The organism is Stagnimonas aquatica, from assembly GCF_003730135.1.
Lineage (GTDB): Bacteria > Pseudomonadota > Gammaproteobacteria > Nevskiales > Nevskiaceae > Stagnimonas > Stagnimonas aquatica.
This window is the reverse complement of the sequence record NZ_RJVO01000005.1, coordinates 1-18782: the sequence shown is the minus strand read 5'-3', so window position 1 is coordinate 18782 and position 18782 is coordinate 1. Positions and strand designations below refer to the sequence as shown.

Sequence of the window (18782 nt, the reverse complement as noted above, 5' to 3'; positions counted from 1 at the left end):
CCTCGGTGGTGCGGGCCTTGCGGCAGGGCGCTCAGCGCGCGGTCGGGCGCAGGCTGTCGGCGATACGCCGGAACAGCGCGCGCTGGAATTCGAAGCGCGCCGGCTCGCTGGTCAGGCTCAGCACGATCATTTCCTTCTCGGTGGCGAGCACCATGAGATAGGCATGCAGATGACGCGGGCCTTCGCGGTAGTCCAGTTCCAGGCGGCTTGCGACCGCGCCGCCCAGCTCCAGCGGCTGCTCGGAAACCACCTGGAAATCCTCGGCCAGATGGCCCATGTCGCGCAGCTTGCGCAGCACGAAGCCGTCCAGGCAGGTGCGGCGCGGGTCGTAGGGCTCGCGGGTGAGGATCAACTGATCCTGCGCCCAGCCGGCGCTATCGCTCTTCGGCGGGCGCGCCACCAGTTCGGCGCCCATCAGGCCCTTCTGCTGGCTCCATTGCGCGGGCAGTTCCAGACTCCAGCCGGGGCCGCGCAGGGTCTGCAAGTCGGTCGCGCCGGCCGGCAGCGCCCAGGCCAGCAGCAGTGCCGCCAGGGCTCCGGCTAACCGGCGAGGCATTTACTTGCTCAGGCTTCTGACGAAGGCCGGCTTGGGCTTGCCGGCGGTATCCAGCGGCAGCGCCAGGTTCTCCAGCGTGTAGACCTCGCCGGTGAGCTGGCTCTCGCTGACCTCGAACCAGAAGAAGCCCGGGGTGAGATCCTGCTGCCAGTAGCTGGGGTTGCGCGCGGCGTCGCCGAAGTCGCGGGTGTCGGAGCCACCGCCGGAGAGCACGAACTCGGTCTTGCTGTTGCAGGTGGAGACCGGCTTGAGCCATTGCAGGTCGTGGTCGTGGCCGTAGAGCATCAGGTCCAGGCCGCCGTTGTACTGGCTGTCGCAGATGCTGGCGTCGAGAAAGTTCTTCCACTGGGTGCCGCTGACCGTGCCGGGCACCAGCACGTTGGTGCCATCGAAGCTGCCGGCATTGCCGTGGTGGCCGTTGGAGATGTAGGGGTGGTGGGCGAAGGCGAAGGTCCACTTGGCCTTGCTCGCCGCCAGCCCGGCCTGGAACCACTGCAACTGGGTGTTGGCGTAGGTGATGAAGTTGTATTTGGTATTGAGCAGGTCGGGGATGGTCGCCGCCATCGGGTTGGAGTCCAGGCAGAAGAACTCGGCGATGGGCGCCTCGCCGGCCGCGAGCAGGCTCGGCGCGGTGAAGGAGTGGTAGCGGGCTGGCAGCGTCCACTTGCCCGAGCTGCCTTCCGAGGTCGTGTACTGCACCTGGTAGTCGCCCTTGTTGTTGGCGGCGCCTTCGCCCAGCGAGCTGCCGGAGTTGTCGTGGTTGCCGAGGGTGGCGTAGACCGGGATGTTGAGATCCTTGTACGGCAGCTCGAACTTGGTCTGGAACTGCTCGTCGGTCACCGAACTCACGCCGCTGTCGTAGAAGTTGTCGCCCAGCTCCAGCGCAAAGTCGCAGCCCTTGAGCGCGCAAAGCTGCGCCATCGCGGCACCGACCGCGTTCTGGTTGTCGTTGGCGCGGCCGGCGTCGCCGAAGGCGATGAATTTCACCGTCTTCTTGGCGGCCGGGGGCGGCGTGCCGCCATTGTCCGGGGCCTGGCTGGTTCCGCAGGCGGCGAGCGAGAGGGCGAGGGTGAGAGGCAGCAGACGCATGGCGCGAAATTCCGTAAGGCAAGCGGCCTATTCTGCCTAAGGCTTGTGATGCCGGGATGACATGGGGGCGGATTTGCTGTTCTTCGGGGCCGGCAGGGCGGTGCCTTGTGCCGGCGGGTGACTGGGCCTACCCTGCGCGCCATAGCCGGGGGTGCCCCAAGCAGCGCGGGGCTGAGATCACACCCTTGGAACCTGACCGACCCAGACGTGGGGCCGGTGAGGGAAGGCTAGGGCAGGCACCACGGTGCCGCGCCCGGCGTTCCCGATCCGCCCCGGAGCAACGCCCATGAGTGCCCTGCCGAACGATTTCCTGCACGACGCCACCCGCCTTACCGAGGACGCGACGCGGCCGTTCCCGGCCAGTCGCAAGATCTACGTCGAGGGCTCGCGGCCGGACATCCGGGTGCCGATGCGCGAGATCAGCCTGACCCCGACCAAGACCCGCGACGGCATCGAGCCGAACGCGCCGGTCACCGTCTACGACACCAGTGGCCCCTACACCGACCCGGCTGCGCACATCAATCTGCTCAAGGGCCTGCCGGCCCTGCGTGCCGGCTGGATCGCCGAGCGCGGCGACAGCGAGCCGCTCAAGGGGCTTTCCAGCATCTACGGCCGCATCCGCGCCGCCGACGACAAGACCGCCCACCTGCGCTTCGAGCACATCCGCCAGCCGCGCCGGGCCAAGGCCGGCGCCAATGTCAGCCAGATGCACTACGCCCGGCGCGGCCTGATCACGCCGGAGATGGAATACATCGCCATCCGCGAGAACGCCCGCCTTCAGGAGTTGCGCGAAAGCTACGAGCAGGCCGGCTATCTGCGCCGCATGCACGCCGGGCAGTCCTTCGGCGCGATGCTGCCGAAGGAAGTGACGCCGCAATTCGTAGCACAAGAGGTCGCGCGCGGCCGCGCCATCATCCCCGCCAACATCAACCACCCGGAACTGGAGCCGATGATCATCGGCCGCAACTTCCGGGTGAAGATCAACGCCAACATCGGCAACAGCGCGGTGTCCTCTTCCATCGCCGAAGAGGTTGAGAAGATGGTGTGGTCGACCCGCTGGGGCGGCGACACGGTGATGGACCTCTCGACCGGCAAGAACATTCACGAGACCCGCGAGTGGATCATCCGCAACTCGCCGGTGCCCATCGGCACGGTGCCGATCTACCAGGCGCTGGAGAAGGTGGGCGGCAAGGCCGAGGAACTCACCTGGGAGATCTACCGCGACACCCTGATCGAACAGGCCGAGCAGGGCGTGGACTACTTCACCATCCACGCCGGCGTGCTGCTGCGCTACATCCCGTGGACGGCGAATCGCATGACCGGCATCGTCTCGCGCGGCGGCTCGATCCTCGCCAAGTGGTGCCTGGCGCACCACCAGGAGAATTTCCTCTACACGCACTTCGAGGAAATCTGCGAAATCATGAAGGCTTACGACGTCAGCTTCTCGCTCGGCGACGGCCTGCGTCCGGGCAGCATTGCCGACGCCAACGACGAGGCCCAGTTCGGCGAGCTGCACACGCTCGGCGAGCTGACCGAGAAGGCCTGGAAGCACGACGTGCAGGTGATGATCGAAGGCCCGGGCCACGTCCCGATGCATCTCATCAAGGAGAACATGGACGAGCAGCTCAAGCACTGCTTCGAGGCGCCGTTCTACACGCTCGGCCCGCTCACTACCGACATCGCGCCCGGCTACGACCACATCACCAGCGGCATCGGCGCCGCCAACATCGGCTGGTACGGCACCGCGATGCTCTGCTACGTGACGCCCAAGGAGCACCTGGGCCTGCCGGACAAGGACGATGTCCGCGAGGGCATCATCACCTACAAGCTCGCCGCCCACGCCGCCGACCTGGCCAAGGGCTGGCCGGGCGCGCAGGTGCGCGACAACGCGTTGTCGAAGGCGCGCTTCGAGTTTCGCTGGGAGGATCAGTTCAACCTCGGCCTCGATCCCGACAAGGCCAAGGAATTCCACGACGAGACCCTGCCGCAGGAGGGCGCCAAGCTCGCCCACTTCTGCTCGATGTGCGGCCCGCACTTCTGCTCGATGAAGATCACCCAGGACGTGCGCGACTACGCCGCCCAGGTCGGTGCCGACGAGCAGACGGCACTGGAGCAGGGCATGGCCGAGAAGTCGGCCGAGTTCAAGCAGCAGGGCGCCGAGGTCTATCGCAAGGCCTAAAAAATCGCCGCCGGAAACTGGACTGAACTCTCCATCAGGTCGATGATGCCGTCTTGTGCGAGGAGCCCGTCGAGGCTCCCGACGGTGCCGGATTCTGGTTTGGAGGAGAGCAAATGTCGCAGTGCTTGGCCGGGGCCAGTGCCTCGTGGTGTCGGTGGATCGTGGCCGTGGTGATCGCAGCCGGCGTGCAGGGTCTGGTGGCTTGTGGCGGCAGCGCGCCGCCAGCGGGCGGTAGCCTTACCTCGATCCCCAAGGGCCAGGAGATTCCCTGCGAGCTGCACAGCGACCCACGCCTGGCCGAGATGAGCGATGCCGGCATCGGTCTGGCCAGTGCACTCGGTCTGCCGCCGGGGCGCTACGCCCTGCCGGCATCGGCGGCACCGACCCAGCTGGTGGTGATGTTCCATGGCCACGGCAACGACAGCTGCTCCTGGCGCCGGCACTTGCAGAGTGTCGCCGCGCTTGGCGCGGTGGCGGTGGCCATGGACTACAGCGGGCAGGCGCAGACCCCGATCGAGAACTACGGCTGGTGCGTGCGCGCCGGTGTCGCCGATTCGATTGTCGCCGCCCGCTACTTCCTCAACCGCTATCCCTCGATCCAGCAGGTCTACGCCTTCTCGATCAGCATGGGCGCCAATGTCGCCGGCTATGCCCTGTATTCGCCGCTGGCGACGCGCGCCGACGGCTCGCCGCTGTTCGACCACTGGGTGGCGGCCGAAGGCGTGCACAACCTCGCCGAGCAGTATCTGCTGGCGCGCGCCATCGCGCCGGTGGTGCCGGACGGGGCGGTGGCGCAGCAGGAAATCGAGATCGAGAACGGCGGCAGCATCGAGCAGGCGCCGCAGGCCTACACCGAGATCAGCCCGGTGCTGCACGCGCAGAAACTGGCCTACCTCAAGAGCGCGGTGCTGATCCACGGCATCGACGACGGTCTGGTGCCCACCACCCAGAGCCGGGAGATGTTCCTGGGCCTGGCTGCGGCGGGAGTGCCGACGCGCCTCTACACCGTCGGAGCGACCGGCACTGGCGAGACCGGGACCACCGCCACCTCCATCGCGCTGGGGCCGCTGGCCGGCGCGGTCGGACAGAACTACCAGAGCCCGCTGGCCGGCCACGGCTGGGAAGGCAGCGAGACCCAGCTGGTGATCCGTACCGCGCTCGACCAGCTCTACGCCCTGCTCGGCGGCGCCAGCGTCTCCACCGGCGAAACCCCGGTGCCCGGACTCTGAGCCGCAGGCCGGCGGTGGCCGCCTCCGGCAAGGCGCTGGCCGCCGTCCATCGCCTGTCATAAAAAACCGCCGTACAGCCGGGGAACTGGCTGGTAATTTGCGCGTCCTTTGTCACCAATCGGTCATCAAAAGGACACGCAACGGCAATGAAACTGTGTTGGTCCGCTGGCAGCGTCGGCGTCAATGGCCTGCAAATCGCCTGGGAACAGGCCGGTCCGGACCACGGCGAACCGCTGCTGCTGGTGATGGGCCTGGGCGGCCAGCTGATCCACTGGCCGGAGGCGTTCTGCGAACGCCTGGTGGAGCAGGGCTTCCGGGTGATCCGCTACGACAACCGCGATGCCGGCCTGTCCTCGGACGCCGACCGCGGTCTGCCGACGCGCATCCCGCAGGACTGGCTGCGCAGCCGCTTCGGCCTGCCGGCGCAGTCCAACTACGACCTCCACGACCTCGCCGATGACGCGCTCGGCCTGCTCGATGCGCTGGGTATCGCCCGCGCGCACCTGGTCGGCGCCTCGATGGGCGGGATGGTCTGCCAGATCCTTGCCGCCCGGCAGCCGCAGCGGGTGCTGAGTCTGAGTTCGATCATGTCCAGCACCAATCATCCCCGGCTGCCGGCGGCGCGGCTGGACGTGCTCTGGCGCATGGCCGGCCTCGGCCCCAAGCCGCGCACCCGCGAGCAGGTGATCCGCCGCGCCACCGCGATGCTGCGGCGGGTGGGTAGCCCGGGTTTTCCCACGCCCTACGAATATCGTGCGCGGCTTGCCGGGCAGGCCTACGACCGCGCCTTCCGGCCGGCGGGCGTGGCGCGGCAGGCGCAGGCGGTGCTCGCTACCGGCAGCTTCGAGCCGCTGCTGGCGCAGGTCCGCGCGCCCACCCAGGTCATCCACGGGCTCGCCGATCCGCTGCTGCGCCCGGCCTGTGGCCAGCGCAGCGCCCAGCTGATCCGCGGCGCGCGCCTGGAGCTGATCGAGGGCATGGGGCATGACCTCGCGCCCAGCCTGATGCCGCGCTGGGCGGAGCTGATCGCCGGCAACGCTGCCCGGGCTTGAGCCGGCGTCCGTTGCCAGCAGGGCGGCGTATGCCATGCAAGCGGCGCTCCGAACGCTTGTCCAAGCCGCTCGGTTCCCATGCCGATACCCCCGCCTTCGCTGCGCAGCGGCTCGCGTCCGCCGTGGTGTCGCGCGCCACCGTACCGGCGGCGGTCAGAACGAGAAGCTGATGCTCTGGGTGAACATCCGGGGTTCGTTGATGCCGGCCGCCGCCAGATTTCCCGGCGCCAGCGGCTGGGAGATGATCTGGTCGTAGTAGCGGGCGTCGCTGATGTTGCGGATGCCGAGGTTCACCGCCCAGCGCTGGCTGGCGTCGGTAATCACCAGGAAGGCGTTGAACTGGTCGGTGGAGCCCTGCAACTTGCGCGGGTCGAGATCGACGTCGAGGAAGCGCGAGCTGCGGTAGATCCAGTCAATGCCCAGCGAGCCGCGCAGGCCGTTGCCGAGCGGGAAGAAGAAGTTGGGCGAGACCGCGCCGGTCCAGCGCGGCGCATAGGGCAGGCGCTTGCCGGACAGGTCCTGCGAGGCGCAGTCGTTGCTGCCCTGGTTCTTCGGGCAGTCGGGCGGATCGTTGGGGGTGCAGCCGGGTGCGGCATCGCCGTAGCAGGGGCCGTTCGGGTAGCTCTTGTAGCGGGCGTCGGCGTAGCCGATGGAGCCACGGAACAGCAGATAGGGCACCGCCTCCGGCAGCCACTGGAAGTCGATCTCGCCACCGCGCGACTCGGCGGTGCCGGCGTTGAGCACGATGAAGCGGTTGTTCTGGAAGGTGGAGACCTGCAGATCCTTGAAGTCGGTGAAGAAGGCCGAGCCGCCGACCCGCATGCGGCCCTTGAACAGCCGCGCCTTGGTGCCGAACTCGTAGCTGGACGCCCGCTCCGGGCCGTACTCGTTGTTCTCGCTGGTCAGCGGCAGGCCGTTGAAGCCGCCGCTCTTGTAGCCGCGCGCCCAGGTGAAGTAGTGCGACACCTGGCGGCTGGGCGAAAAGCGGATGCCGGCCTTGGGCGAGTAGTCGCCCTCGCTGCGGGTGATGGTCTCGGCGTGGTTCTCGGAGCCGGCGATCTGCTGGACGATGGGGCTGGAGGCCAGCGCCGAGAGCTCGCCGGTCTTGCTCTGGCTGCCGTAGCGCAGGCCGCCGATCAATGCCCACTTGGGCAGGAAGGCGTACTCGAACTGGCCGAAGCCGGCGTAGGTGGTCTCTTCCTGGTAGAGCCGGGTCTGGACGTTCTGGTTGCTGATGCCGGTGGGCTCCAGCAGCGGCAGCAACTGGCTGACCAGGGGACCGAGATTGGCGCCGATCAGGCCCAGGCCGCCGGGGATGCCGTCGACGCAGTTGGAGGTGCCGGCATTGGCCGCCAGGCAATAGGCGAGGGCGCCGCCGAGGTCTTCCAGCGAGAACAGGTCGGAGGCACCGTAGCTGGAACTCAGCAGATAGACGCCGGCGATGAAGCTGACGCCGTCGCCCTGGCGGAAGATGTCGCGGCCGCCGCCGGTGAAGCGCAGCTCCTGCGAGATCTGCCGGTAGCGCGAGGGCTCGATCAGGCGGTCGCTGATGAAGGGGATGGGCGTGAAGTCGGCGTCGATGTCGCGGTTCTTGGCCAGGGACTGCGCCCAGGCCGAGATCGAGGTGAGGCGCAGGTTTTCCATGCCGCCGAAGTCCGGCAGTGGCAGCTCCAGCGTCAGCGCATAGCTCTCGATGGTGGACTTCTCGGCGGAGGCGAAGTCGGTGGAGTTCTTGCGGTGGTCGAGGTTGTCGTCGTAGTCGGGGTCGTACTGGCGGATGGTGTTCTCCATAGCCTGGCTGATCTCGACCAACTGGAAGTTGGAGTTGTTCTGCCGCAGCTCGGCGCGCAGCAGGCTGAGGTCGGCCACCAGGCCGCTGTCGCCGACGTAGCGCGCCCTCACGCGATAGCTGGCCTGCTCCTCGTTTTCTTCCGGCCGCTTGAGCTTGGTGTTGTAGAGGGTGTTGCGGTCGCCGTTGACGAAGGCGCCGGAGAAGCGCAGGCCGAAGTTCTCGTTCACCGGCACCGTCAGCGCCGGGCGGATGGCGAGATCGCCATAGCCGCGCGCCAGCATCTCGCCGTCGAGCTTCCATTCGCTGCCCGGCTTGTTGGTGACGACGTTGAACAGGCCGGCGGTGGAGTTCTTGCCGAACAGCGTGCCCTGCGGCCCACGCAGCACCTCGTAGCGGTCGAGGTCGTTGAAGAAGGCGGAGAGGAAGTTGGCGCGGCCGTAGTAGACGCCGTCCACCACCGTGCCCACCGAGGGATCGAAGCCCAGATTGGTGTCGGGGGTGCCGAGGCCGCGGATCACGAACTGACCGGCCGAGCCGGAGACGTTCATGGTCACGTTGGGCGTGTAGTCGGACAGCTCCTGGAAGCCGCTCACCGCGCGCTCGCGGGCAAACTCGGCGCCAATCGAGGTGATCGAGGCGGGCGCGCGTTCCAGGCTCTGCACCACCTTGTTGGCGGTGACGGTGACCTGTTCCAGTTCGCGGGGCGCGGTGCCGTCCTGAGCGCAGGCGAGGGCGGGGATCAACAGCAGCAACGCCGTCAGCGGCGCGAGTCGGGAGCGTGGGGTCATTTGCAGCGGCTGAGCAATTGCTGGGTCTGGCTGTCGAGCCGGGCGAGCAGGGCGGGCAGGCCGTCCTTCTTCACCAGGCCATCGTATTGGCTGGCGCGCAGGGCCAGGTCGCTGACGCCGTCGGCCAGCACATTGACCACCTGCCAGCGCTCGCCGCGCGGCTTCAGCAGGTAATCGAGGCTGACGGCGGCATCGTCCTTGGGCTTGAGGCTGGCGCGCACCAGGGCGTCGCCATTGCTCTGTGCCTCGGTGTTGCCGGTGCTGAAGCTCACCGAGCCCGGGGTGGCGAACTCGGTGGCATAGGTGGCGACCACGGAGGTCCGCAAGGCGGCGGTGAACTGCTGGCGCTGGCTCTCGTCCAGCGTCTTCCAGTGCCGGCGCAGGCTGCGCTCGGCGATGAACGGCAGATCGAAGGCGGCATCCACGGCCGGGCCGAGCTTGGCGATGCGGCCCTCACAACCGAGCTTGGCCGAACGCGCCATGCTGTCGCTGAGCGCCTGGTGGAAGGCCGAGACGGTGTCGGCCGGGGTGCTGGCGGCTCGCGCGTTTGGCGGCGTCGCCAGCAAGAAGCAGAGCGCGGCCAGCGGCGCCAGTACGGTGCGGAACATGGCGGGTAACAACCCCGGGAGACGGACGAAATGGGGGCGAAAGGGTAGCACGCGGCTCCGGGCCTCCCGACTGGCCCGGCGGCGCCGGCATCCGTAAGCTCGCGGCTCCCACACCGCAATCCCGGCCGATGAACACACGCCTCAGCTCCCTGCTGCACCGCTGGATCCTGCTGGTGCAGGCACAGCCGCGTCCGGTGCTGATGGCGGCGCTGGTGCTGGCGCTGTTCGCCGGCGTGCTCGCCGCCACCCGGCTGTCGGTGGATACCAACCCGGCCAACATGCTTTCGGCCGAGCTGCCCTGGCGCAAGGCCGAACAGGCGCTGGACGCCGCCTTCCCGAATACCGAAGCCGGTCTGGTGCTGGTGGTCGAGAGCGCCGACGCCGACCGCAGCGCCGCCGCCGTCGAGGCCCTGGTGCAGACCCTGCAGGCGCGGGTGGAGCTGTTCACCGCCGTGCGCTCGCCGGAACTGGAGCCCTACTTCCGCCGCAACGGTCTGCTCTACCTCGACGCCGAGGCCTTGCAGAACTTTGCCGATGGCGTACTGCGCGCCCAGCCGTTTCTCGGCGCACTCAGCCGCGAGCCCAGCCTGTCCGGCGTTTCCGGCCTGCTGGCGCGGGCGCTGGAGGCACCGGACGACAGTTTCGATCTGGCTCCTGCCCTGAACGCCTTCGCCGACGCGGTGGACGCCGCCGCGCGCGGGGAGCAGCGGCCGCTGGCCTGGTCCAGCCTGATGGCCACGCCCGAGGGCATGACGCCGTCCAGCCGCAAGTTCATCGAGCTGGTGCCGGTGTTGGACTACGGCCGCCTGCAACCGGCCAGCGCGCCGGTGGCGGCGATCCGCGAGGCGATTGCCGCCTTGCCGGCGCGTGGCCTCGGTGAAGTGCGGGTGCGGCTCACCGGCAGCAAGGCGCTGGAGCACGAGGAGATCGGCATGGCCTTCTCCGGCGCGCTGCTGGCCTTTGGTGTTGCCCTGGTGCTGGCGACGCTGCTGCTGTTCGTCGCCCTGCGCGCCGGGCGGCTGGTGGGAGCGACGGTGCTGACGCTGCTGTTCGGGCTGACGCTCACCGCCGGCTTTGCGGCGCTGGCGGTGGGGCAGCTCAATCTCATCTCCATGGCCTTCGGCGTGCTTTATGTCGGCCTGGGACTGGACTACGCCCTGTACCTCGCCATGCGCTACCGCGAGCTGCGCCTGGCCGGCGTCGCCCACGCGGCGGCGATCCCGCGTGCCGCCACCGATGTCGGCGGCTTCCTGCTGGTCTGTGCGGCCACCACCTCGCTGGGTTTTCTTGCCTTCGTACCGACCAGCTTCACCGGCATCGCCGGCCTGGGGCTGATCTCCGGTGCCGGCATGTTCATCAGCCTGCTCGCCAGCCTGAGCGTACTGCCGGCGCTGCTGGCGCTGTGGCCGGCCGCCGAGATGCGCGCGCCGGCGCCCTCGCCGAGGCTGGAGCGCCTGCTGGAACTGCCCTACCTCCACGCCCGCGCGATCTGGATCGGCATGGCGCTGCTGCTGGCCGGCGCCGCGCTGCTGGCACCCAAGGCCTATTTCGACTTCGACCCCCTGCACCTGCGCGACCCCGAGGCGGAGTCGGTGGCGACCTTCCGCGACCTGCTGCGCGACCCCAGCATCCCGACCCTGACCCTGTCGGCGGTGGTCGCCAGCGACGCCGAGGCGCAGGCCCTGACCGCCCGGCTGGCGCAGCGGCCCACGGTGCGCCGCGCCATGAGCGTGCTCGACCTGGTGCCCTCCGATCAGGACGAGAAGCTCGCCATCCTCGACGACCTGCGCCTGAGTCTCGGCCCCGCGATTGCCGGCGACGGCGAGCTGAAGGTGCAGGCGCGACCGGAAGATGCGGCCTCGCTCGACCGCTTGCAGGAGGCGATGAGCCGCGCTGCCCAGCTCTGGCAGGGCGAGCGCGCCGCTGCCGCCCGGCGGCTGGCCGAGGCCCTGTCGCGCCTGCAGGCGGCGCCACAGCCGGACGCCCGCATCGCCGTGCTGCGCGGCAACCTGCTCGACGGCCTGCCGCGCCAGATCGGCCAGTTGCGCGAGTTGCTGCAGGCCGGCCCGGTCACCGAGGCCGACCTACCGGCCTGGCTGCGTGCCCGCTGGCGCGCCAGCGACGGCCGGCCACGCGTCGAGGTCTGGCCCAAGGAAGTGCTGGACGAGAACGCCGCCACCGCCCGCTTCGTCGCCGACGTGCGCGCCGCCGCGCCGGAAGTCACCGGCGGCCCGGTGGGCATGATCGAAGCCGGCCACGCGGTGGTGGAGGCCTTCCGCCAGGCCTTCCTCTACTCGGTGCTGGCGATCAGCCTGCTGCTGCTGGTGCTGCTGCGCAGTCTGCGCGACACCGGGCTGGTGCTGCTGCCGCTGATCGCGGCGGGCTTGCTGACGCTCGCCGGCTCGGTGCTGTTCGACACCCCCTTCAACTTCGCCAACGTCATCGCCCTGCCGCTGCTGCTCGGTGTCGGTGTGGACTACGGCGTCTACCTGGTGCAGCAGGGCCGCCAACTGCCGGCCGACACCAATCTGCTGAAGACCGGCGCCACCCGCGCGGTGCTGTTCGGCGCCCTGGTCACGCTCGCCAACTTCGGCGACCTGATGCTGGCGCGGCATCCGGGCATGGTCAGCATGGGCCTGCTGCTGACTGTTGGTCTGAGCATGATCCTGCTCTGCACCCTGGTGCTGCTGCCGGGGCTGATCCGGAAATTCCACGCGTGAGCCGCTGGCGCCCGCCCAATCCCGAGGTTGCCTCGGTACACATCACCCGCGCCGGCTACGACAAGCTCAAGGCCGAGTACGAGCACCTCTGGCGCGAGCGCCGGCCGGAGGTGGTGCGCGCGCTGGCCGCCGCCGCCGCCGAGGGCGACCGCTCGGAGAACGCCGAGTACATCTACCGCAAGAAGGAGCTGCGCGAGATCGACCGCCGGGTCGGCTATCTGCAACGGCGATTGCCGGACTTGAAGATCGTCGAGAGCCAGCCGACCGACCGCAGCCGCATCTACTTCGGCGCGCTGGTGGAACTGGTGGACGAGGACGGCGCCGAGCGTGTCTACCGCATCGTCGGTGGCGACGAGACCGACGCCGCCACCGGCGCCATCAGCATCGACTCGCCGCTCGCCAAGGCGCTGCTCAAGAAGCAGGAAGGCGAGGTGGTGCGGGTGCAGTTGCCGGGCGGCGAGGTGGAGCTGGAGATCGTGGCGGTGCGGTATCCCTGAGCCACCTTGCGATCACTCGGTCGGCAGCAGGCCCTTCAACTCCCGCCAGCCGCCATCCACCGACACCACCTCGCTGTAGCCCATCTGCTGCAAGGCGTCGGCGGCGAGTGCGGAGCGGAAGCCGCCGCCGCAGTAGAGGTAGAGCGGGGTGCTCTTGTCCGGGTGCTTGGCCTCGATGTCGCGCTCGATCACGCCCTTGCCGATCCACTCCGCGCCACGCACATGGCCGGCGGCGTACTCGCTCTCTTCGCGGGTGTCGATCAGGCGGATCGCCGGATTTTTCTGGAGTAGCGCCGGTAGCTCGGCGGCGCCGACTTCCTTGATGCGCGACTTGGCGCTGTTGACCAGGGCAAGAAAGCCGGGGGCGTGGGCGGACATGGAAGCTCTCTGGAGGCAGACAAGATTTTGGTAGCCCAATTGTAGGGCGATGCTCTACAGTCGGCGCAGGAGAAAGTTTCGAAGAATTATTCGCCATGGCTGGCCGTCAGTCCCCTGCAAAATCCGTCTTCATCACTGGGGCCGCCGCCGGCATTGGCCGCGCCGCTGCCCTGCGCTTCGCCGCTCAGGGCTGGTTCGTCGGCCTCTACGATGTGAACGCCGCCGCCGTGGGCGCGCTGGCCGCCGAGCTGGGCCCGGACCGGGCGCTGGCGGGTGCTCTGGATGTGAGCGATGCCCAGGCCTTCGCCCAGGCGGTCAGCGAGTTCGTCGGCGCCGCCGGCCGGCTTGATCTGCTCATCAACAATGCCGGCGTGCTGCTGACCGGTGACTTCGAAAGCCATGGTCCCGAGCGTTACCAATGGCTGATCGACATCAACACCCGTGGCGTCGTGAACGGCTGTCTGGCCGCCTCGCCGCACCTCAAGCCGGGCTCCCGGGTCATCAATATGTGCTCGGCTTCGGCTCTCTACGGCACGCCGGCCTTCGCGGTGTATTCGGCCAGCAAGTTCTTCGTGCGCGGGCTCACCGAGGCACTCAACATCGAGTGGCAGCGGCGCGGCATTCTGGTGATGGACCTGATGCCGCTGTTCGTCGCCACGCCGATGGTGGCGGGCGTCAGCGACAAGCCCAAGAGCATTGATCGCCTGGGCGTGCGGCTCTCCGCCGAAGACGTGGCGGCGACGCTCTACAGCGCCGCCACCCGCAGCGCGGCGCTATGTCCGGTGCACTGGCCGGTGGGCTTGCAGACCCAGGCGGTGGCGCTGCTGCAGAAGCTGACGCCAAGCCGGCTCTACCGCTGGTCCCAGAAACTCATCACCGGCTACTAGGCCTGTCCACCACCTCATGGGTTATCCCCTCGTACTCATCCACGGCATGTGGTGCACCGCCGAGCATCTGGCGAAAGTCGATGAACTGCTCAGCGCCCGCGGCTACGACTGCCACCGTCTGACCCTGCCGGCACATACGCCCGGCCCGCAGCAGGCCGAGCAGGTGGCGGCACTCTCCATCCGCGACTACGTGCGCGCCACCTGCGAGTTCGTGCGCGCGCAGAATTTTTCCCAGCCGCCGGTGCTGCTGGGCCATTCCATGGGCGGTCTGATTGCCCAGTTGGCGGCGCCGGAACTGAACGCCGCCGCCCTGGTGCTGCTGACGCCGGCGGCGCCGGCCGGCATCAACTCGCTGGTGCCGGAGGTGCTGCCGGTGGGCCTGCCGATCTTCAGCCGCTGGGGTTTCTGGAAGAAGCCGCACCGGTTGAGTCCGGAAGGCCTGCGCCGCTACGCCACCAATGGCCTGCACTTCAGCTACCAGGACAAGCTGGTCAACAGTCTGGTCCACGAGTCCGGGCGGGCGATCAGCGAAATCGTGTTCTGGTGGGCGGACGGCGGCAAGGCCACCCGCGTGCCGGCCGGCGCGGTGCGCTGCCCGGTGTACGTGGTCAGCGCCGGGGCCGACAAGCTCACCCCGGCCTCGGTGGTGCGCAAGGTCGCCGCGCGCTATCCGGGCGCGACCCACCGACACTGGCCCGGGCGCTCGCACTGGGTGATTGATGATCTCGATACGGAAGACATGGTTCATGAAATCGACGGCTGGCTACGTCCCATCCTCCGCCGCGCGACGCGCGCGCCCGGCAAGGTCGCGCGGGTCTGACATGGCGCGTGCACTCCTGTTCAGCGCCGCGCTGGGGCTGGTGGCGCTCGGGGCTTCGGCCCAGCAGAGCGACAAGATCAACCAGGCCATCGAGGCCACGGTACAGAGCAACCGCGCGGCGGTGGCCAGCCAGAGCCGCATCAATGGCGTCGATGACAGCACCAAGGCCATGCTGGAGCGCTACCGCGCCGCCACCTGGCAGGCGCAGCAGCTCAACGTCTACGCCAAGCAACTGGAGCAGTTGCAGGGCGCGCAGGCGGCGGAGAAGGCCTCGCTGGCGCAGCAGTTGGTGGAGATCGAACGCACCGAACGCGAGCTGACGCCGCTGATGCTGCGCATGCTCGACAGCCTCGACAAGTTCGTCAGCCTCGACCTGCCATTTTTGAAGCAGGAGCGGCGCGAGCGCGTCGATAACCTCAAGCGGCTGATGGCCGATCCCGAGGCGACGGTCGCCGAGCGTTACCGGCGGGTGCTGGAGGCCTACCAGATCGAGATCGACTACGGCCGCTCGATGGGTGTCGAGCGCGCGGTGGTCGCCGACCGCGAGGTGGACGTACTGCGGGTCGGTCGCATCGGCCTGTATTACCTGAGCCTGGACGGTGCGGAAGCCGGCCGCTGGGACGCCGCCGCCAAGGCCTGGCAGCCGCTGGACGACGACTACCTCGCCAGCCTGAGAAAGGGCCTGCGCATCGCCCGCGAGATCAGCGCGCCGGACACCCTGGTGCTGCCCATGCCGGTGCCGGCGGCCTTGGCGGGAGGTGCAAAGTGATGCGCGCGCTGCTGGTGTGGATGAGCGCGCTTCAAAGCAAGCGCGCACTTCCCCTCTCCCCTCGTGGGAGAGGGGCAGGGGAGAGGGGGGACTTTTGCTTCCGCGCGGAGCGGGCGTGGTGGAGTGCGCGCCCCCTCTCCCCCAACCCTGCCGGCCATTGCCCCATGCATGGGCAATGGCGTTCGGCGGGGCGAAGCGGTGCTTCGCCATTTTCCGCCTCACCCCCCACCAGGGGAGAGGGGAGCAGACTCTTGCTGGCGGTTACGAGTGCTCTTCTAATCGTCACCAGCCCCGCCCAGGCCCAGACCGCCGCAAAGCCTAGCGGCCTAGACCAGTTGCTCAAGCAGGTGCAGGAAAGCGCCCAGCAGAGCAGCAAGCTCAACCAGGAGCGCGAGGCGCGTTTCCTCAAGAACAAGAACGAGCAGGCAGCGCTGCTGGCCAAGGCCGAGGCCGAACTCGCCGCCGTCGAGGCGCGGGTCAACGGCGTCAAGGGCCGCTTCGACGCCGGCCAGCGCGAGATCGCCGAGTTGAAGAAGCAGCTCGGCGAGCGTGCCGGCGACTACACCCAGGTCTACGCGGCGGCGCGACAGTCGGCCGGCGATCTGCGCACCGTGCTCGCCGACTCCTACATCAACCCGCAGTACCCCAAGCGCCTGGAGCTGCTCGACGGCATCGCCAAGGGTGCTGCGCTGCCCAGCATCAACCAGTTGGAAAGCCTGTGGCTCACTTTGCAGCAGGAGATGACCGAGCAGGGCAAGTCGGCGCGCTTCAAGGCCGAGGTCATTGACCCGCTGGGCGCCAAGGCCGAGGCCGAGGTGGTGCGCGTCGGTGCCTTCACCGCCTTCGCCGACGGCGACTACCTGGCGATCCCGCAGGGCAGCGGCGAGCTGCGCGCGCTGTCGCGCCAGCCCGGCCACGGCGCGCGCGGCCTGGCCAAGGATTTCGCCGAGGAAGACGAGGAGCCGATCGCGCCGATCCTGATCGACCCCACGCGCGGCTCGCTGCTGGCCTTGCAGGTGGACCGCCCCTCGCTCAGCGAGCGCATTCACCAGGGCGGCTGGCCGGGCTACGTGATCATCGTCGTCGGCCTCTGCGGGTTTCTGTTGGCGATCTACCAGTTGCAATACCTGTTGCGGGTGGATGCCAGCGTCCGTGCCCAGCTGGTCGATCCGCGCAATCCCCGGCCCGACAACCCGCTTGGCCGGGTGCTCAGCGTGTTCAAGGGCGACAACGAGAAGCACGATCCCGAGGTGCTGGAGCTGCGCCTGTCGGAAGCGGTGCTGAAAGAAACCCCGGCCATCGAGCGCGGCCAGCAACTGATCCGGCTGGTGATCGCCGCCGGCCCCTTGCTCGGCCTGCTCGGCACTGTCGCCGGCATGATCGAAACCTTCCAGGTCATCATGGAAGCCGGCGCCGGCGATCCCAAGCTGATGGCCGGCGGCATCTCCAAGGCGATGATCGCCACCGTGCTGGGCTTGGGCATCGCCATCCCGCTGCTGTTCATCAACGCGGTGCTGGCCTCGCGCTCGCGGGCGCTGATCCAGATCCTCGACGAGCAGTCGGCCGGTCTGCTGGCCGAGCGCATCGAGCAGCAGCAGAGCGGAGCCTTCGTCCGTGCTTGAGGCGCTGCTGACGCCGTTCGCCGGCATCAACGAGTTCGTCGATGCCGGCGGCTGGGTGGTGTGGTGGATCCTGGCGGTGGCGCTGACCATGTGGACGCTGATCATCGAGCGCGCCTGGTGGTTTGCCCGTGTCTATCCGCAGGCGCGCGCCGCCGCCGCCGCCCGCTGGCAGGCGCGGCCGGAACGCGCGTCCTGGACCGCGCGGCGCATCCGCACCGCGATGATCGGCGAGCTGTCGGTGGCGATGGGCGGCACCCTGCCGCTGCTGCGCGCGCTGATCCCGATCTGCCCGCTGCTGGGCCTGCTCGGCACCGTCGGCGGCATGCTGGAAGTGTTCGACGTGATGGCGATCAAGGGCCAGTCGGAGCCGCGTGCGATGGCCAGCGGTGTCTCGCAGGCGATGATCGCCACGCTGTCCGGCCTGGCGGTGGCGCTGTCCGGCATGTACTTCAGTCACCACTACACGGCCAAGGCGCGCCGCGAGACCGAGGAACTCAACTCGGTCCTGGCCCTGGAGGATGCGCGGTGAAACCCTCGCAAAGCGGCTGCGCTCGGCATCTCGCGCCCCGGCGGTGCTCGCAATGCTCATGGAGCACCCAGTCAACTGCGCTTGCTGCGCTCCGGCGGTGCGCGACGTGCCCGCGCTCGCGACGCTTTTCGAGGGTTTCCCCATGAGATTCCGCCGCCACAATCCCCCGGTGGAAGAAACCGGCATCGACCTCGCACCGATGCTGGATTTCTTCCTCAACCTGCTGATCTTTTTCATCATCAGCGCCGCCTTCGTGTCGGAGTCCGGCATCAAGGTCAACCGGCCCACCGCGAAGACCGCAGTGAAGGAGGAGAAGGCGAGCATCTTCGTCGCTATCTCCGCCAACAACGAGGTCTACATCGACAAGCAGCGCGTCGACATCCGCTCGGTGCGCGGCATCGTCGCCAAGATGCACGCCGAGCACCCGGAAGCCGCAGTAATCATCCAGGCTGACAAGGACGCGCGTGCCGGCCTGATGGTGGAAGCCATGGATCAGGCCCGGCTCGCCGGCGTCGAGAACGTGGCGGTGGCGGCGACGCCGGAGCGATGAGGCCTCGCTGGCAGCGCCTCGCGCTCACGGTCCCTCCCCCCGCCTGCGGGGGGAGGCCAGGAGGGGGGCGTTTGCGCCCCCGCGATGCAGGGACCTGGAGTCTGGGTGCGCCACGGCTTCCACCCCAACCCTTCCCCGCAAGCGGGGCAGAGAGCATGCGCGGCGGGGTGCCATGAAGCGCTGGTTACTTGCTCCTTTGGGCGGCTTGCTCGCGGTGCTGCTGCTGTTCGCCTTCCTGCGCTGGGCGATCACGCCGGCCGATCACGGCGGCTACGCCGAGGGGCCGAAGGTGGAGGGTGTGGCCATGGTGAAGGTGCGGCCGGAAGCCGAGCCGCCGCCGCCCGATCCTTTGAGCGCGCCGGAGAAGGCGCCGCCACCGCCGCCGGACGCACCGCCCTCGCTGACCACCACCGCGCTGCCCAGCATCTCGGCGCCGGCGCTGGCCAATGTCGCGATGGACGCCGGGCCGGTGAACGTCGCGGTCAACATTGACACCACCGGCCTGGGCATCGGCACCGGGGCCTTCGGGGGCTTCCTGCGCGGCGGCGCCGGGGGCGGGGCGGGCGGCGGCGGCACTGGCGGTGGTGGCGGCGCCGGCTATGCCGCCGGCAAGAGCTTCAAGGGCCGAGACCTCATTCCGCTCTCCACCGCGCGTCCGCAGATGCCGGAATGGGCCTGCAAGCAGAAGATCAAGGGCTGGGTGGAGGTGGTGTTCAC

The 18782-nt window shown here is 68.8% G+C and carries 16 protein-coding genes and 1 pseudogene; 12 read left to right on the top strand and 5 right to left on the bottom strand.

Features of this window, described 5'->3' with window-relative positions:
* Positions 1 to 31: 31 nt before the first annotated feature.
* Positions 32 to 556 (bottom strand): DcrB-related protein, encoded by a 525-nt coding sequence (locus ED208_RS11415; protein ID WP_123212039.1) that lies wholly within the window; start codon positions 554 to 556, stop codon positions 32 to 34.
* A complete protein-coding gene (locus ED208_RS11410; RefSeq protein WP_123212038.1) occupies positions 557 to 1645 on the bottom strand; it encodes a metallophosphoesterase in 1089 nt (362 codons plus the stop codon).
* A gap of 286 nt (positions 1646 to 1931) precedes the next feature.
* Here ED208_RS11410 and thiC point away from each other — a divergent pair, with 286 nt between their 5' ends.
* The 3 genes from thiC to ED208_RS11395 all read left to right on the top strand — a co-directional run bounded on the left by thiC (position 1932) and on the right by ED208_RS11395 (position 6105).
* Positions 1932 to 3824 (top strand): phosphomethylpyrimidine synthase ThiC, encoded by a 1893-nt coding sequence (thiC, locus tag ED208_RS11405; protein WP_123212037.1) that lies wholly within the window; start codon positions 1932 to 1934, stop codon positions 3822 to 3824.
* 167 nt (positions 3825 to 3991) lie between these two features.
* Positions 3992 to 5053 carry an alpha/beta hydrolase family protein gene (locus ED208_RS11400; protein WP_158608528.1) on the top strand — a complete coding sequence of 354 codons (1062 nt, stop codon included), beginning with the start codon at positions 3992 to 3994 and terminating at the stop codon, positions 5051 to 5053.
* Positions 5054 to 5199: 146 nt separating this feature from the next.
* Positions 5200 to 6105, top strand: a complete 906-nt coding sequence (locus ED208_RS11395; protein WP_123212035.1) for an alpha/beta fold hydrolase — start codon at positions 5200 to 5202, stop codon at positions 6103 to 6105.
* Positions 6106 to 6258: 153 nt separating this feature from the next.
* On the opposite strand, the gene ED208_RS11390 is transcribed toward ED208_RS11395, so the two are convergent.
* Together ED208_RS11390 and ED208_RS11385 are read right to left on the bottom strand one after the other, a co-directional pair.
* Positions 6259 to 8685 carry a TonB-dependent receptor gene (locus ED208_RS11390; protein WP_123212034.1) on the bottom strand — a complete coding sequence of 809 codons (2427 nt, stop codon included), beginning with the start codon at positions 8683 to 8685 and terminating at the stop codon, positions 6259 to 6261.
* Entirely contained in the window at positions 8682 to 9293 is a 612-nt protein-coding gene (locus ED208_RS11385) for an ABC transporter substrate-binding protein (protein WP_123212033.1), read from the bottom strand. The genes ED208_RS11390 and ED208_RS11385 overlap by 4 nt, the downstream gene beginning before the upstream one ends.
* Positions 9294 to 9421: 128 nt before the next feature.
* Here ED208_RS11385 and ED208_RS11380 point away from each other — a divergent pair, with 128 nt between their 5' ends.
* Entirely contained in the window at positions 9422 to 12013 is a 2592-nt protein-coding gene (locus tag ED208_RS11380; protein WP_123212032.1) for an MMPL family transporter, read from the top strand.
* Positions 12010 to 12510: a transcription elongation factor GreB gene (gene greB / locus ED208_RS11375; RefSeq protein ID WP_123212031.1), complete on the top strand. Its 501-nt coding sequence runs from the start codon at positions 12010 to 12012 to the stop codon at positions 12508 to 12510. Before ED208_RS11380 ends, greB begins: the two co-directional genes overlap by 4 nt.
* A 12-nt stretch (positions 12511 to 12522) precedes the next feature.
* Here greB and ED208_RS11370 read toward each other — a convergent pair whose 3' ends face one another.
* Positions 12523 to 12888, bottom strand: coding sequence for a rhodanese-like domain-containing protein (locus tag ED208_RS11370; protein ID WP_123212030.1), 366 nt, complete (start codon positions 12886 to 12888; stop codon positions 12523 to 12525).
* A 95-nt stretch (positions 12889 to 12983) separates the two neighbouring features.
* Here ED208_RS11370 and ED208_RS11365 point away from each other — a divergent pair, with 95 nt between their 5' ends.
* The 7 genes and pseudogenes from ED208_RS11365 to ED208_RS17335 form a co-directional block, all read left to right on the top strand.
* Complete coding sequence (locus tag ED208_RS11365; protein WP_123212029.1) at positions 12984 to 13775, top strand: SDR family oxidoreductase; 792 nt, start codon at positions 12984 to 12986, stop codon at positions 13773 to 13775.
* Positions 13776 to 13791: 16 nt separating this feature from the next.
* On the top strand, positions 13792 to 14595 hold the full coding sequence (locus tag ED208_RS11360; RefSeq protein ID WP_123212028.1) for an alpha/beta hydrolase: 804 nt from the start codon (positions 13792 to 13794) through the stop codon (positions 14593 to 14595).
* Position 14596: 1 nt separating this feature from the next.
* Complete coding sequence (locus ED208_RS11355) at positions 14597 to 15364, top strand: DUF3450 domain-containing protein (RefSeq protein ID WP_233575052.1); 768 nt, start codon at positions 14597 to 14599, stop codon at positions 15362 to 15364.
* 251 nt (positions 15365 to 15615) lie between these two features.
* Positions 15616 to 16986, top strand: a complete 1371-nt coding sequence (locus ED208_RS11350) for a MotA/TolQ/ExbB proton channel family protein (protein WP_233575051.1) — start codon at positions 15616 to 15618, stop codon at positions 16984 to 16986.
* Positions 16979 to 17515, top strand: coding sequence for a MotA/TolQ/ExbB proton channel family protein (locus ED208_RS11345; protein ID WP_123212026.1), 537 nt, complete (start codon positions 16979 to 16981; stop codon positions 17513 to 17515). The genes ED208_RS11350 and ED208_RS11345 overlap by 8 nt, the downstream gene beginning before the upstream one ends.
* 142 nt (positions 17516 to 17657) lie before the next feature.
* Positions 17658 to 18065, top strand: a complete 408-nt coding sequence (locus tag ED208_RS11340; RefSeq protein WP_123212232.1) for an ExbD/TolR family protein — start codon at positions 17658 to 17660, stop codon at positions 18063 to 18065.
* 172 nt (positions 18066 to 18237) lie between these two features.
* Positions 18238 to 18782, top strand: a pseudogene (locus ED208_RS17335) (hypothetical protein); the annotation flags it as partial.